We start from the raw sequence: 15,079 nt of genomic DNA, 5'->3' as shown, positions 1-15,079 counted from the left end.
AGAACGGTCAGAAAGGAGGAGACGCAAATGAAACTCACTCCCGCCATGCAGGCCTTTATCCTTCACTGGGGGGATATGGGGTCGAAATGGGGCCTCAACCGGTCCGTTTCCCAGATCTACGCGCTGCTTCACCTGTCCCCCGACCCTCTGACGGCCGAGGATCTGGCGACGACGCTGAACCTCGCACGCTCCAACATCTCCACCGGGCTCAAGGAACTGCTGACGTGGCGGCTGATCCGCACCAACCGTCAACTGGGCGACCGGAGGGATTACTACACCTCACTCGGCGACATGTACGACCTGATCGAAACCGTCGTGGCGATCCGGAGGGAGCGGGAATTCGAACCGACCCTTCTCATGCTGCGCGACATCCAGAGCGCGGCGGAAACCGATGACACCCCGCCCGAGGTCCGCACCAGGATAGCCGAAACCTACGAGGCGATGCAGACCCTTGATGGCTGGTACGAAGACATCGCCGCCCTGCCCCGATCGGCCCAGATCAACATGCTGAAAGTCGGGGCCAAGATCGGATCGCTTCTTGGCGACGCGACTGGCAAACCCAAGAAGAAGAAAAAGAAATCGGCCCCCGCCTCCTGACGTTACCGGCTCAGTAGGAATATTCCGGGTATATCCGGGTCAGGTCGCCCTGCCAGTCGCCGTGGTATTTCTCAAGCAGTTCGTCGGACGGGACCTGCCCCGTCTCCACGCTCTCCTTCAGGGCATTCAGGAAATGCGTTTCGTCCGGCACCAGCCCGCCCGCACCTGGCCGGGCCCGCGCCTTCAGGCCCGCATCCGCGATCGCCACGACCTCCCGCGCCAGCGCATGCATGTCGATCCCCTCGACCTGCGCCTGCAGCCCGTGCACCCCGGCAGAGATCCGCAGCATCTCCCGCTGCTCCGCGCTCCAGCCCTTCACCAGATCCCAGGCTGCATCCAGCGCGCCCTGATCGTAGGTCAGCCCGACCCAGAAGGCCGGCAGTGCGCAAAGCCGCCGCCACGGACCGCCGTCCGCACCGCGCATTTCGATGAACTTCTTCAGCCGCGCTTCGGGGAACAGGGTCGTCAGGTGATCCGCCCAGTCGGACAGGGTAGGAACCTCGCCAGGCAGAGCAGGCAATTTTCCTTTCAGAAAATCCCGAAATGACTGTCCGAGCGCGTCGATGTACTTCCCGTCGCGGTAGACGAAGTACATCGGCACGTCGAGCGCGTACTGCACCCAGGATTCGAACCCGAACCCGTCGTCGAACACGAAGGGCACCATCCCCGTCCGTGCATCGTCCAGATTGCGCCAGACGTTCGAGCGGAAGCTCTTGAACCCGTTCGGCTGCCCCTCAAGGAACGGGGAGTTCGCGAACAGAGCCGTCGCTACAGGCTGCAACGCGACCGCCACGCGCATCTTCTGCGCCATATCGCCCTCTGACCCGAAGTCGAGGTTGACCTGAACCGTGCAGGTCCGCCGCATCATTATGCGCCCCATGGTGCCGACCGTGCCCATGTAGGCATCCATCAGCTTGTACCGCCCCTTGGGCATCAGCGGCATGTCCTCGTGCGACCAGACCGGAGCGGCGCCCAGACCGATGAACCCCACGCCGACCTTGTCCGCGATGTCCTTCACATCGGCGAGATGTTCGTTCACCTCGTCACAGGTCTGGTGGATCGTCTCCAGCGGTGCACCCGAGAGCTCCAGCTGACCGCCCGGCTCCAGCGACACGTTGGCCCCGTCCTTGGTCAGTCCGATCAGTTTACCGCCCTCTTCCAGCGGCGCCCATCCCTTGCCGTCGCGCAGTCCTTCCAGAACCGCCAGAACAGAGCGCTCACCCTCATAGGGGATCGGTTTCAGGCTGTCCTTGCAGTAGCCGAACTTCTCGTGCTCCGTCCCGATGCGCCAGTCCGCCTTGGGTTTGCAGCCGGATTCGAGGTACTCGGCCAGTTGCTCGACCCGCTCGATCGGGCCGCCTCCGGACTGGGGAATGGACATGAAGGGGGCCTCCGGGCCTGTCGTGTTTCCGGATAGGTCTGATCGGAATGGCCGGGGGTGTCAATGTGCCGACCGGCTGGCGTTTCCCGCACACTAATGCAAAATCCTGTGCGGATTTTCAGACCCGCGTTGCCAGATGACGACACGTTCCGGGCCCTTCCGCCGCATCTCTTCGAGCATCCGGTCGGTGCGGATGCCGGGCAACGCGGCGAAGACGTCGAACAGCTGATCCGCCCCCTGCGCGGTCAGCGGCACCAGCAGCTCCGGCTGGCCCATCTGTTCCAGCACCCAGGTCGGTGGCGCGTTCCGGGAGTCCAGCGACAGGCGGCGCAGTTCGCTCAACGCCACCATGCCACCGGTGAGCGGACCGAAATAGGCCACCTGCCCCTCATCGACCGTCACCACCCCCGGACCGCCGGAGCCGGAGCGGAACCGGCCACGCTGGACACCGGCGAATACCAGAACGGGGGCCAGAGCAATCAGCCCCCACCCCAGCCACGCCAGCACCCCGAGCCCCGTCAGCGCGAACCACAGACCGATGAGGCCAACCGCCCCGCCGATCAGCGCCTCGGTCCAGCGCGCCGCCCACTGGCGCAGTTCGGGCCGGATGAACTCCACGCTTCAGCCCCAGTCGCCCAGACGGTCCTGCCACAGCGCCATCGCTGCCACCGCCGCCGTGTCCGCTCTCAGGACGCGGGGGCCGAGTGCCACGGGATGCGCGAAGGGCAACCCGCGCAGGCGCGCCCTTTCTGTCTCCGAAAATCCGCCCTCCGGCCCGATCAGGATCGCCCAGGGTCCGCGTTGATCCGGCAGGCCAGACGATCCGCCGACCAGTGCCTCATCGCAGAACATCAGATGCCGCCCCTCGGGCCAGTCGGCCAGCAGCGCATCCAGCCGGACAGGCTCCGCCACCTCGGGCACGAAGGTGCCGCCGCACTGCTCTGCCGCCTCGACGCAATGCGCCTGAAGCCGGTCCACCCGCACTCGTTCGGAATTGGTGAAATCCGTCTGGACCGGCAGGATCCGCCGTGCCCCCATCTCCGTCGCCTTTTCGACGATGAAATCCGTACGCGCCTTCTTGATCGGCGCGAAGATCAGCCAGAGGTCGGGCGGGTCCGCCTGTTCCGCGCTCTGCCCCACGCAGGTCAGCACCCCGGTCCGCTTGTTCGCCGCCGCGACCTCGGCCCGCCATTCGCCGTCGCGCCCGTTGAACAGTGCCACGGCATCGCCGACGGCAAGCCGCATCACGTTGAACAGGTAGTTCGCCTGATCCCGGTCCACAGGAACGGTTTGCCCCAGCCCCAGAGGGTGATCTACACAGAGCCTGATTTTCGCACGTTCCATGAGGCCTACATATGACCCGAGCCACGCCGACGCCAGAGGGACAGGTCGCCGATGCGGTCAGCGGCAACTGGGTCGATCGCTACGCGCCCGAAGCCGCCCGCCCATACCTGCGCCTGTCCCGCGCCGACCGGCCGATCGGCACCTGGCTGTTGCTGCTGCCCTGCTGGTGGAGCCTGATGCTCGCCATGCTGCACGATGCCACGCCGGCCTGGTCCGACCTCTGGATCGCCGTCGGCTGCGGTGCCGGGGCCTGGCTGATGCGCGGCGCGGGCTGTACCTGGAACGACATCACCGACCGCAGGATCGACGCCTCGGTCGCGCGCACCCGATCGCGTCCCATCCCCTCGGGTCAGGTCACCGTCAGGGGCGCGCTGATCTGGATGGCCCTGCAGGCGCTGATCGCCTTCGCAATTCTGCTGACCTTCCCGCCCGCCGCAGTAATCCTTGGCGTCCTCTCGCTCGGCCCGGTCTGCATCTATCCCTTCGCCAAGCGGTTCACCTGGTGGCCGCAGATCTTCCTCGGCCTTGCCTTTAACTGGGGCGCGCTTCTGGCATGGACCGCACATACCGGTTCCCTGTCCTGGCAGCCCGTGGTCCTCTACGTCGCCGGGATCGCCTGGACCCTGTTCTACGACACGATATACGCACATCAGGACAAGGAGGACGACGCCCTGATCGGCGTGAAATCTACCGCCCGCCTGTTTCAGGAGGATACTCCCCGCTGGCTGCGCCGGTTCCTGATCGCGTCCGTTTCCCTCATGGGCCTGACGGTGATCGGCGCGATGCTGCCCGGGGCCAATCCGCTGGCGCTGGTCCTTGCCCTCGCCGGACCCTGGGCCTTCGGTTGGCACATGACCTGGCAACTGCGCCGGCTGGACATGGAGGACAACGACCGCCTCCTGATGCTCTTCCGCTCCAACCGGGACGCCGGGCTGCTGGCCCTGCCGTTTTTTGCCGCTGCCCTGCTGGTGTGATTGCGCACGGGGGGAAACGCCAGTAAACCCTTGCGAATATCGCAATAACTCGACGGGCCGATGCGCTTATCCTCTGCCTCCATCCTGATCGGAACCTTTGTCGCGGCTGCTTTCTTCGCCCTGGTCGCCGCCACCTTCACCGCCCGCGCGCTGGAACGCACCTCCGCAGACGGCGTGCGGATGGAACTGGATATCGGCGGGCTGGAATGGACCGACGTGTCCGCCAACGGCCTGCAGGTCGAAATCACCGGCGTCGCGCCGAGCGAGGCGGAACGCTTCCGCGCCATCACCGTCGCGGCCGAGGTTGTCGACGCATCGCGCGTGATCGACAAGATGACAGTGGCCGCCAGCGACTCCATCGCCCCGCCCCGCTTCTCGATCGAGATGCTGCGCAACGACGAGATGCTCAGCCTGATCGGCCTGATCCCCGCCTCCACCGACCGGGAGGCGCTGCTGGACCGGCTCAGGGCCCTGCCCGGCCTGACAGAGGTGTCGGACCTGCTCGAAACCGCCGACTACCCGATGCCTGAATCCTGGCCGATCACCATCGATTACGCTGTCGCCGCGCTGCGCAAGCTGCCGCGTTCCAAGATCTCCCTCTCCGCCGGGCGCGTGGCCATCACGGCCATGACGGAAAGCGTTGAAAAGCGCCGCACGCTCGAAAACGAACTGCGCCGCGATGCGCGCGGTCCCGTGCGCCTGACGCTCGACATCTCCGCCCCCCGTCCGGTCATCGCACCCTTCACGCTGCGCTACCTCGTCGACGACAAGGGTGCCCGGTTCGACGCCTGCTCAGCCGATACGGAAGAGGCCCGCGACACCATCCTCACCGCCGCCAGGGGCGCCGGGCTGACCGGCGACGCGCGCTGCACGCTCGGCCTCGGCGTGCCCTCGCCCGAATGGGCCGAGGCGGTGAGCGCCGCGATCCTCGCCCTTGGCCGCATCGGTCAGGGCTCCGTCACATTTTCCGATGCCGATGTCAGCCTGATTGCCGCCGGCACCGCCGACCGTGCCACCTTCGACCGGGTTGTCGGCGAACTGGAAAACGCCCTGCCCGAGGTCTTCGCCCTTCACGCCGTCTTCCCCGACCAGACGGAAGCCGCCCCCAAGGGGCCCGCCGAATTCTCCGCCACCCTGTCGCCTGAAGGACAGGTCCAGCTGCGCGGGCGCGTGCGTGACGAACTGTCCCGCAAATCGGCCGACAGCTATGCCAAGTCGCGTTTCGGCAGTGAAAAGGTCTACTTCGCCGCCCGTCTCGACGACACCCTGCCCGAGGGCTGGTCGCTGCGCGTGCTCGCCGGTCTCCAGGCGCTTTCCGATCTCGCCCACGGGTCTGTCGTGGTGACGGAGGACCGTGTCAGCGTCACCGGCGACACCGGCAACAAGGATGCAAGCGCGGACATCGCCCGCATCCTGTCGGACCAGCTTGGCGAGGGGCAGGAATTCAGGATCGAGGTCGCCTATCGCGAGAAACTCGACCCCGACGCCGCCCGCCCGCCGCCCGAGAAATGCGTCGCCGACATTCAGGCGATCCAGAAGGCACGCAAGATCAACTTCGAACCCGGCTCCGCCACGGTGACCGCGGACAGCCGTCCCATCCTCGACGACATCGCGGAGGTCCTGAAGTTCTGCGGTCCCCTGCGGATCGAGATCGGCGGCCACACCGACAGCCAGGGCCGCGAGACGATGAACGAACAGCTCAGCCAGGACCGGGCCGATGCGGTGATCGCCGAACTGCGCAACCGCCGTGTCGCCACCGGAGGCTTCGTCGCGACCGGCTTTGGCGAAACCCAGCCCATTGCCGACAACAAGACCGAGGAAGGGCGCGAGGAAAACCGCAGGATCGAATTCAACCTGATCGACGCCGCCGCGGAGTCTGACGCGGCAACAGATCTTGAAAACCAACCGGAATCCGGCGCAGAAGGGTCCGACGGCGACCAGCCCAAGGAGTAAGGCCCGGATGAACAGAACCGAATTCGTGATCGCCACCGCGATCATCCTGTTTGTCGCCTTCGCCCTCGGCTGGTTCGCCTACTGGGTCATCCATCGCTTCACCCGCGTCTCCAAGGCCGACATGGGCGAACTGGAACGCATGGCCAAGGAACTGCACGACGCGGAAGACATGCGTGATCAGGCCATCACCTACATCCAGCAGCGCGAAGCGGAACTGACCAACCAGCTGAGCCAGACCGAGGCGGAGCTTTCCGCCGCCATGGAGGGCCTGCGCGAGGCCCGTCACGAGGCCGAGGAACTGCGCGCCTACATCGAACGCCTGCACGCCCAGAAATAGAAGCGGATCGACGGACTACCAGCGTCTGAGCGCGGCCTCGTCGTCGTCCTTCGCCGCCACCCAGGCGGCACCGTCCGGCCCCAGTTCCTTCTTCCAGAACGGCGCGCGGCTTTTCAGGTAATCCATCAGGAATTCAGCGGCCTCGAACGCGTCCTTCCGGTGCGGTGCGGCGGTGGCGACCATCATGATCGCCTCGCCCGGAACCAGCCGCCCGTGGCGGTGAATCACAAGCACGTCGCCAAGGCTCCAGCGGTCCCGCGCCTCCTCCGCGATGGCGGTGATCGCCCGTTCCGTCATGCCGGGGTAATGTTCGATCTCCATCGCGCTGAGCCCCCCGTCCCCCCGCACCAGCCCGGTGAAGGTGACGACGGCGCCCATGTCCCCCCGCCCCTGCGCGAAGGCGGACGTTTCCGCACCCGGATCGAACGGTTCCTCCTGAACGAGGATGCGCATCCCCTACCCTCCGGTCATCGGCGGAAAGAACGCGACCTCCCGAACCCCGGCGAGCGGGGCGGAAAAATCAGACAGTTCCTGATCCAGCGCCACCCGCAGCGCCGAGACATCCTCGAAGGCGGCGGCATAGCGCTCCTCCCGCGATTTCAGTTCCTCGACAAGATCCGCAACTGTCACCGCATCGCTGACAACGGTTTCTTTCGGAATCCCGATCCTTTCGCGGACCCAGGCAAAGTAGAGCACTTCCATCAGTCCTCTCCCAGATGTGCGCGGGCCTTCTGGAAATAATCCCAGCCCGTGACCGCCGTCAGCCCGGCCGCGATCCACAGCAGACCGACCCCGACGATGCCGCCCCATTCGGCGCGCACCATCTTGCCGCGGATGTCCAGCGGGTCTTCCTCCTCGCCCGACAGGATGGCCGACACCGTCTCTCCGTCCATGCCGAAGACCGACATACCGAGATTGGCGTTGAACGCCCCCTGCGCCAGCAGCAGCGCCACGGCCACCATCTGCACGGCGGTCTTCCACTTCGCCAGCTTCGTCACCTGCAGCGTGCCCGCCACATTGCCAAGGAACTCCCGCAACCCCGACACGAAGACCTCCCGGAACAGGATGACCCCGGCCGGCAGGGCAATCCAGTGCGCCAGCGGCGACCAGACGCCAAGCGCGAGCAGCGCGATCATCACCATCGCCTTGTCGGCAATCGGATCCAGCATCGTGCCGATCCGGCTGATCTGCTCCAGCCGCCGCGCGAGGTAACCGTCCACATAGTCGGTGACCGAGGCGAGGACGAACAAGGTAAACGCCACCCAGTCCGCGAAGGGGCGCGGAAGAATGAGGAAGGCGAAGATGACACCGGGGGCCGCCAGCAGGCGGAAGAGCGTCAGGATATTGGGCAGGGTGATGCGCATGGCAGATACCTAGCCCGTCTCCCGCACAAGGGAAAGGACCGTCGACAGGGGCGCTGCCCCCGGCCCTGGCGGGCCTCCCCCGGGGTATTTCAGGCAAAGTGAAAGAGGTGGCCCGGTTTCATCTTGCCAGAAATATCCCCGCCGGAGGCATGGCGCGGCGGCGCCGTCAGCCCTTTTCGTGGAAGTGGGCGTAGATCGTCTCGGCCAGGGTGTCCGAGATTCCCTCCACCGCCTTGAGATCCGCCAGCCCCGCCCGGCTCACCGCCTTGGCCGATCCGAAATGCGTCAGCAGTGCGCGCTTGCGGGTCCCGCCAACCCCGGCGATATCGTCCAGCGGCGTGGCAGAGAGCGACTTGGCGCGCTTCGCCCGGTGCGTCCCGATGGCGTAGCGGTGCGCCTCGTCACGCAGGCGCTGCACGAAGTAGAGCACCGGGTCGTTCATGCGCAGCGCGAAGGGGCGCTGGCCGGGGCGATGGAATTCCTCCTTGCCGTGGTCGCGATCGACACCCTTGGCCACCCCGACCATCGCAAGGTCGGTGATGCCGAGCTGATCGAGGATCTCCTGAACCGCCGAGACCTGCCCCGCCCCGCCGTCGATCAGCAGCAGGTCCGGCCACATGCCGCCGGTCCGGTCCGGGTCCTCCTTCTGCAGCCGGGTCAGGCGGCGGGTCAGCACCTCCTTCATCATGCCGAAGTCGTCGCCGGGGGTCAGGTCCTCACCCTTGATGTTGAACTTGCGGTACTGGCTTTTCAGGAACCCCTCCGGTCCCGCGACGATCATCCCGCCGACCGCGTTGGTCCCCATGATATGAGAGTTGTCGTAGACCTCGATCCGCCTGGGCGGCGACTCGAGCCCGAAGGCCTCTGCCAGACCGGCCAGCAGCCGCGCCTGCGTCGCGCTTTCCGACATCTTGCGGCCAAGGCTCTCCCGCGCGTTACGCTGCGCGTTCTCCACAAGTTCCGCCTTTTCCCCCCGTTGCGGGACAAGGATCTCGACCTTCCGGCCCAGTTTCTCGGACAGCGCCTCCTGCATCAGGTCGGGGTTCTCGATCGGGTGCGACAGCAGGATCTGCCGCGGCGGGTCCTTGCTGTCGTAGAACTGGCCGAGGAAGGCCTCGAGAACCTCCGCCTCCTCCACTTCCGCCCCGGTGCGCGGGTAGAAATCGCGGTTGCCCCAGTTCTGGTTGGCGCGGATGAAGAAGACCTGCACGCAGGCCTGCCCCCCCTCCATCGCCAGCGCGACGACGTCGGCCTCGGGCGTCGTGCGCGGGTTGACGCCCTGGGAGGCCTGCACGTTTGTCAGCGCCTTGATCCGGTCGCGCAGAGCGGCGGCGCGTTCGAACTCCATCGCCTCCGAAGCCGCGGCCATCTCCGCCCCCAGCTTCTCCTGCACCTCGGTGGAACGGCCCGAGAGAAAACGCTCCGCATCCGCCACCGCCGCGGCATAATCCGCCTCGCTGATTTCCCCGGTACATGGGGCGGAGCACCGCTTGATCTGGTGCAGCAGGCAGGGCCGCGTGCGGGTCGCGAACATCGAATCCGAACAGTTGCGCAGCAGAAAGACCTTCTGCAGCTGGTTCAGCGTCCGGTTCACGGCCCCTGCTCCGGCAAAGGGACCGTAGTAATTGCCCTTCCGTTTCTTCGCCCCGCGGTGCTTGAGGATCTGCGGGAAGGCATGATCCCGCGTGACGAGGATATTCGGGAAGCTCTTGTCATCCCGCAGCAGCACGTTGTAGCGCGGCTTGAGCTGCTTGATGAGGTTCTGCTCCAGCAGCAGGGCCTCTGTCTCCGTCCGCGTGGTCAGGAACATCATCGACGCCGTGTCGCGGATCATCCGCGAAATCCGCCCCGAATGACCGGCGGGCCGGGCGTAGTTCGACACCCGCGCGCGGAGGTTGCGCGCCTTGCCGACATAGAGCACCCGATTCTCGGCATCGAGCATCCGGTAGACCCCCGGCGACGAATCAAGCGAGGCCAGCAGCGACTGGATCAGCGCGTGCCCGGTCAGGTTATCTTTTTGACGCGGCGTCATGTTAAGGGTCCGTTGATTCTGACCTATGGCTGCAAGTTTCTGACCACTTGGACAAGAGTTAAGCTTTCCACGGATCCTGTGGATAACTCTGGGTGCAAATTCTTTCCATTAAGAAAAATCCTTTGAAGTATGGTACTTTGCTGGCATTGCACAAATTTTAATCAATCCAGCAAGGTGCTGTAAATAAACGAAATTAATATTTGGCTCTGACAAATTGTTGTTTTTGCTAACGTTTTGGTAACGGTTCCGTGACGCCGCTGCGGCAGGTGCAAAACTTCTTCGGGACTACACTTTTGGCTACTCGACTCCGTCTGAATCCGGTGTCAGCCACCCCAGGTGCTGCCCGCCGTCCACACAGATCAGCTGACCCGTCACCGAGGGCGACGACAGCAAGTAGCTGACCGCCGCGCAGACGTCCTCCGGATCGCTTCCACGCTCGAGAATGGTCGCACCGCGCTGCCGCGAAAATTGCGTTTCACTCTGCCGAACCGACCGCAGGGTCGGACCCGGACCGACGGCGTTCACCCGGACGCGCGGGGCGAGGCCCTGCGCCAGAGTCTGCGTCAACGTCCAGAGAGCGGCGCGCGACAGGGTGTAACTCAGGAACTCCGGCGTCAGCTTGCGCACCCGCTGGTCAATCACGTTGACAACGGCGGCGCGTGCGGTCGCCTCTCCGTTGCTACCGCGCCACGGCTCCGGGCACTGGCGGGCAAACGCCTGGGTCAGCACGAAAGGCGCGCGCAGGTTCACCTCCATATGCTGATCCCAGGAGGCGCGCGTCACGCTCATCGCGTCGTCATGCTCGAAGACGGAGGCATTGTTTATCAGCCCGTCCAATGCCCCGCCAAGTCCCGCCGCCGCCTCTGGCACAAGACGCGCGACCTCCGCCTCCCGCCGCAAGTCCGCCCGCAGGATCGTCGCGACCCGCCCCATGTCACGGATCCGCGCCGCGACCTCCTCGGCCGCTTCGACCGATCCGTGGCAATGTACGGCTACATCATGCCCGCGCGCCGCAAGGTCCAGCGCGATGGCACGGCCGATCCGCCGGGCAGCGCCGGTGACAAGCGTTCGGGGCATGGGATGACCTCTCAGATCAGGATGACGATCACATAGATCAGATAGAGCCCGGTCAAGATTAGGCCCCAGACCCGGCCGATGTTACGCCGCATCAGCACGAACGGCACGAGGATCAGCGCCGCTGCCAGCATCACCCAGAGATCGAAGCGCAGGAACTCCGGCGCGACCGGCACCGGACCGACCAGCGTAGTCAGCCCCATTATGCCAAGCAGGTTGAACAGGTTCGACCCGATCACGTTGCCCATGGCCACGTCGGCCTGACCGCGCAGCGCCGCCATGACCGTGGTCGCCAGTTCCGGAAGGGAGGTGCCGACCGCAACCAGCGTCAGCCCGATCACCGCATCCGACACCCCGAAATCCCGCGCGATGGCAGAGGCGTTGACCACCAAGAGATCGGCCCCGAAGGGCAGACCGCAGAGGCCCACGACCAGAAACGCGGCGATCTTCCACCAGGGCATGTCCGGATCGGCGCCCTCGGGCTCCGGTTCGTACGACGCGGCCTCTGACATATGCGCCCGCGCAGCCCGCAGTTGGTCCCAGATCATCAGTGCCAGAGCGGCAAGCAGGACAAGGCCGCTGACCCATGTCAGCGTGCCAAGCGCGGCAAGGCCGATGAACCCTGCCGAGGCTGCCAGCATCATCCAGTAGCTACGCCGGACGTCCAGCGTGCTGGTATGCATACGCGAAACGATGGCCGGCAGGCCCAGCACAAGCAGCACGTTGGCCGTGTTCGACCCCACGACATTGCCAAGCGCGAGCCCCGGCTTGCCTTCCAGCACGGCGCTGATGCCGACCAGAAGCTCGGGCGCGGAGGTCCCGAAGGCCACGATCGTCAGGCTGACGATCAGCGCCGGTATCCCGACCCGCAGCGACAGGTTAACCGCGCCGCGCACCAGCGCATCCCCCGCGAGAAGCAGGATCACCAATCCAACCGCCACAAGCACCCAGGCCATCATCGTCCGGCCTCCCCGCACGAGCAGCGGCCCTTGCCGATGCGGTAGCGCCCGCAGGACGGACATTTCCCCGTCAGCGCGCGTTTCGAAGGCATCCGAAGCTTGCCGAACATTGCCAGCACGCCGATGGATACGAGGAAGAGGATGACAGCCTTGACGATCACGTCAGAGGCCAAACCGGGCGTAGGCCGCCCGCTCCTCGACCCCGGCCAGCGCATCCTCGATCACATTGGCGCCGATCCGTGACATCCATCCCCGGCGCGGACCATAGCGACGGAACCGGACCTTGTCGCCGAAGCGCTTTTTCATCTCGGGCACAAGGTGGCCGATCCCGTCGATCAGCCCAAGCTCCTGCGCCTTCCCGGCCAGCCAGAATTCCCCGGTGAACAGGTCGTCCGACTCTTTCAGTTTTCCTGCACGCCGCGCTTTCACATGGTCGACGAATGCCGCGTGAATATCCTCCAGCAAACCCTTGAGCCGGGTGACATCCTCTTCCTTCTCGGGCTGGAACGGGTCCAGCATCGACTTGGACTTACCCGAGGTGTGTACCCGCCGTTCCACCCCTTGCCGAGCGAGGAACACATGCGCTCCGAACCCGGCAGAGATCACGCCGATGGACCCGACAACCGATGACCGGTCCGCAAGGATTTCATCCGCCGCGCAGGCCAGCCAGTAGCCACCCGAGGCCGCGGTGTCCTCTACAAAGGCGATGACAGGGATCTTCTTCTCGTCCGCCAGACGACGGATACGCGCGGCGATCAGCGACGATTGCACGGGCGACCCGCCCGGCGAGTTGATGACCAGCGCCACCGCCGCGGGCTTGCCGCGCCGGAAGGCCTTTTCGATGACCGGCTCCATGGCGGCATCGCTCAGCGGTCCGCGCGGACCGGCGGCGATCATGCCCTGCAAACGGATGACGGCAACCGTGGGCGGCCGCCGTCTGATACGATCCAGAATATCCATGCCAGCGATGTAGAGGCGCCGACCCGCCGCGACAAGCTCCCCGCGACAGGAAACCCGCCGTCACATCGTCAGGCCCGGATGCGCCAGCCCGTCCGGAAGATCCACCACACGATCCCGAGGCAGAGCGCCGTGAACAGCGCGATGGCCCCCAGGCTGAGCCCGATCGGAACGTCCGCCATATCGAAGAACGCCCATCTGAAGCCCGAGATCAGGTAGACCACAGGGTTGAACATGGTGATCGTCTGCCAAACCGGCGGCAGCATGGAGATCGAATAGAACGACCCGCCAAGAAAGACGAGCGGCGTCACGATCAGCAGCGGGACAAGCTGAAGCTGTTCGAAATTGTTCGCCCAGATCCCGATGATGAACCCCATGAGCGCAAAGGACACGCAGGTCAGCACGAGGAAGGCGATCATCGCCACCGGATGCGCGATGGACAGGTCCACGAACAGCGACGCGGTGCCAAGGATCACCAGCCCGATGAACAGCGACTTGGTCGCCGCCGCCCCGACATAGCCAAGCACAATCTCGATGAAGTTCACCGGTGCGGAGAGCAGTTCGTAGATCGTGCCGATGAACTTCGGGAAATAGATCGCGAAGGAGGCGTTGGAGATCGACTGCATGATCACCGACAGCATGATGAGCCCCGGCACGATGAACGCGCCGTAGCTGATACCCTCGACCTCCTGGATTCGGCTGCCGATGGCCGTGCCGAAAACCACGAAGTAAAGCGAGGTCGAAATCACCGGGGAGATGAAGCTTTGCAGAAGGGTCCGGAAGAACCGCATCATTTCATAGCGATAGATCGCGTATACGGCCGCGAAGTTCATGCCGCGCCCTCCTTCACCAGACCAACAAAGATTTCCTCGAGCGACGATTGCCGGGTCGAGATGTCGCGCAGGACCACACCCGCAGCCGCCAGCTCCGAAAGCAGCGTCGTGATGCCGGTACGCTCCTTCTTGGTGTCGTAGGTATAGACCAGCGTAAGCCCGTCCTCCGACAGCGTGAGGTCCTGCCCGGAAAGCTGCGGTGGCAATGCGCTCAGCGGTTCCCGCAACTCGATCGTCAGCTGTTTCTGACCCATGCGCGCCATCAGATGCGCCTTTTCTTCCAGCAGAAGCAGCTGCCCGCCATTGATGACCCCGACGCGGTCGGAGATCGCCTCCGCCTCCTCGATGTAGTGGGTCGTCAGGATGATGGTCACACCCTCCGCCTTGAGATCAGCCACGATCTCCCACATGTCCTTGCGCAGTTCCACGTCCACGCCCGCCGTCGGTTCGTCCAGGAACAGCACGCGCGGTTCATGGCTCAGCGCCTTGGCGATCAGCACGCGGCGCTTCATACCGCCAGACAACTCCTTGATACGGCTGTCCTTCTTGTCCCAAAGCGACAGGCGACGCAGGATCCGTTCGATCACCGCGTCGTCCCGCTTCTTGCCGAACAGCCCGCGCGTCAGCCGCACGGTATTGATCACCGATTCAAACGGCTCGAGGTTGATCTCCTGCGGCACCAGCCCGATCAGGTTCCGGGCCGCGCGGTAGTCGGTCACGATGTCATGCCCGCCGACGGTCACGGAGCCGCTGGTCGGCACGGTGATCCCGCAGACGGTCGAGATGAGCGTCGTCTTGCCCGCCCCGTTCGGACCGAGCAGCGCAAGGATCTCGCCGTCCTCGATATCGAGCGTTACGCCTTTCAGCGCCTCGAACCCGCCGCTGTAGGTCTTCTTGAGATCGGTGATCCTCAGGATCGGTGCCATGGCAGCCTCCGGAATTGCCGAAGCATCTTAATGCAATGGCGTTTGCGTGCGAAACAGCTGAACTGCTTCGTTCACCTGCCCCACTGTGCGCGGATGCGCAACTCTCTCCTGACATGTCGGCAGGTTCTGGCTGCCATCCGAGTCGGCAAACCTTCGCCCACGAACAGGTTAAGAAAAAGAGAATCAATTTCGCCCTAAACGGAAATCAACTGGAACAATGCAACTTATAGAAGAGTCAGCGCAAACATCGTAAAACCGCACGATTTTTACTCTCGCGACAATATCGCAAGATTTAGTGAACTGTTGCCTGACGATGCAAAGATATGGCGAAGGCCTGCGCAATATTCC

General features: G+C 64.8%; 16 protein-coding genes. 4 read left to right on the top strand and 12 right to left on the bottom strand.

Translation table 11 applies throughout. The features are described 5' to 3' along the window. The first annotated feature begins 27 nt into the window (after window positions 1-27). Window positions 28-597, top strand: a complete 570-nt coding sequence (locus IEV87_RS01455; protein ID WP_229737398.1) for a GbsR/MarR family transcriptional regulator — start codon at window positions 28-30, stop codon at window positions 595-597. A 10-nt stretch (window positions 598-607) separates the two neighbouring features. Here the strand turns inward: IEV87_RS01455 and IEV87_RS01450 are convergent, their stop codons facing one another. The 3 genes from IEV87_RS01450 to IEV87_RS01440 all read right to left on the bottom strand — a co-directional run bounded on the left by IEV87_RS01450 (window position 608) and on the right by IEV87_RS01440 (window position 3,322). Continuing rightward, on the bottom strand, window positions 608-1,978 hold the full coding sequence (locus IEV87_RS01450) for a glutamate--cysteine ligase (protein WP_188475857.1): 1,371 nt from the start codon (window positions 1,976-1,978) through the stop codon (window positions 608-610). A 93-nt stretch (window positions 1,979-2,071) separates the two neighbouring features. Beyond that, a complete protein-coding gene (locus tag IEV87_RS01445; protein ID WP_188475856.1) occupies window positions 2,072-2,596 on the bottom strand; it encodes a hypothetical protein in 525 nt (174 codons plus the stop codon). A gap of 3 nt (window positions 2,597-2,599) precedes the next feature. Further along, window positions 2,600-3,322 (bottom strand): 16S rRNA (uracil(1498)-N(3))-methyltransferase, encoded by a 723-nt coding sequence (locus tag IEV87_RS01440; RefSeq protein ID WP_188475855.1) that lies wholly within the window; start codon window positions 3,320-3,322, stop codon window positions 2,600-2,602. 11 nt (window positions 3,323-3,333) lie between these two features. On the opposite strand from IEV87_RS01440, the gene ubiA reads away from it, so the two are divergent. Genes ubiA through IEV87_RS01425 form a run of 3 tightly spaced genes read left to right on the top strand, consistent with a single transcriptional unit; the run spans window position 3,334 to window position 6,586 of the window. Next, window positions 3,334-4,296 carry a 4-hydroxybenzoate octaprenyltransferase gene (gene ubiA / locus IEV87_RS01435; RefSeq protein ID WP_188475854.1) on the top strand — a complete coding sequence of 321 codons (963 nt, stop codon included), beginning with the start codon at window positions 3,334-3,336 and terminating at the stop codon, window positions 4,294-4,296. Window positions 4,297-4,356: 60 nt separating this feature from the next. Further along, entirely contained in the window at window positions 4,357-6,249 is a 1,893-nt protein-coding gene (locus IEV87_RS01430) for an OmpA family protein (RefSeq protein ID WP_188475853.1), read from the top strand. 7 nt (window positions 6,250-6,256) lie between these two features. Then, window positions 6,257-6,586 carry a hypothetical protein gene (locus IEV87_RS01425; RefSeq protein ID WP_188475852.1) on the top strand — a complete coding sequence of 110 codons (330 nt, stop codon included), beginning with the start codon at window positions 6,257-6,259 and terminating at the stop codon, window positions 6,584-6,586. Window positions 6,587-6,601: 15 nt separating this feature from the next. Here IEV87_RS01425 and IEV87_RS01420 read toward each other — a convergent pair whose 3' ends face one another. From IEV87_RS01420 to IEV87_RS01380, 9 genes are all read right to left on the bottom strand, one after another. Then, window positions 6,602-7,039, bottom strand: a complete 438-nt coding sequence (locus IEV87_RS01420; protein WP_188475851.1) for a molybdenum cofactor biosynthesis protein MoaE — start codon at window positions 7,037-7,039, stop codon at window positions 6,602-6,604. A gap of 3 nt (window positions 7,040-7,042) precedes the next feature. Beyond that, window positions 7,043-7,288 carry a molybdopterin converting factor subunit 1 gene (gene moaD, locus IEV87_RS01415; protein WP_188475850.1) on the bottom strand — a complete coding sequence of 82 codons (246 nt, stop codon included), beginning with the start codon at window positions 7,286-7,288 and terminating at the stop codon, window positions 7,043-7,045. Continuing rightward, on the bottom strand, window positions 7,288-7,950 hold the full coding sequence (gene pgsA / locus IEV87_RS01410) for a CDP-diacylglycerol--glycerol-3-phosphate 3-phosphatidyltransferase (protein ID WP_188475849.1): 663 nt from the start codon (window positions 7,948-7,950) through the stop codon (window positions 7,288-7,290). Before pgsA ends, moaD begins: the two co-directional genes overlap by 1 nt. 166 nt (window positions 7,951-8,116) lie before the next feature. Continuing rightward, window positions 8,117-9,982 carry an excinuclease ABC subunit UvrC gene (gene uvrC, locus IEV87_RS01405; RefSeq protein WP_188475848.1) on the bottom strand — a complete coding sequence of 622 codons (1,866 nt, stop codon included), beginning with the start codon at window positions 9,980-9,982 and terminating at the stop codon, window positions 8,117-8,119. 297 nt (window positions 9,983-10,279) lie between these two features. After that, a complete protein-coding gene (locus IEV87_RS01400; protein ID WP_188475847.1) occupies window positions 10,280-11,059 on the bottom strand; it encodes an SDR family oxidoreductase in 780 nt (259 codons plus the stop codon). A gap of 11 nt (window positions 11,060-11,070) precedes the next feature. Continuing rightward, entirely contained in the window at window positions 11,071-12,015 is a 945-nt protein-coding gene (locus IEV87_RS01395) for a calcium/sodium antiporter (protein WP_188475846.1), read from the bottom strand. 162 nt (window positions 12,016-12,177) lie between these two features. Next, window positions 12,178-12,975 (bottom strand): S49 family peptidase, encoded by a 798-nt coding sequence (locus IEV87_RS01390; protein WP_188475845.1) that lies wholly within the window; start codon window positions 12,973-12,975, stop codon window positions 12,178-12,180. Window positions 12,976-13,043: 68 nt separating this feature from the next. Then, on the bottom strand, window positions 13,044-13,805 hold the full coding sequence (locus IEV87_RS01385) for an ABC transporter permease (protein WP_188475844.1): 762 nt from the start codon (window positions 13,803-13,805) through the stop codon (window positions 13,044-13,046). Continuing rightward, on the bottom strand, window positions 13,802-14,731 hold the full coding sequence (locus IEV87_RS01380) for an ABC transporter ATP-binding protein (RefSeq protein ID WP_188475843.1): 930 nt from the start codon (window positions 14,729-14,731) through the stop codon (window positions 13,802-13,804). Before IEV87_RS01380 ends, IEV87_RS01385 begins: the two co-directional genes overlap by 4 nt. Window positions 14,732-15,079 lie beyond the last annotated feature (348 nt).

The organism is Primorskyibacter flagellatus (genome assembly GCF_014638275.1).
Taxonomy (GTDB): Bacteria; Pseudomonadota; Alphaproteobacteria; order Rhodobacterales; family Rhodobacteraceae; genus Pseudooceanicola; species Pseudooceanicola flagellatus_A.
This window is presented reverse-complemented; position numbering and strand designations above follow the sequence as displayed.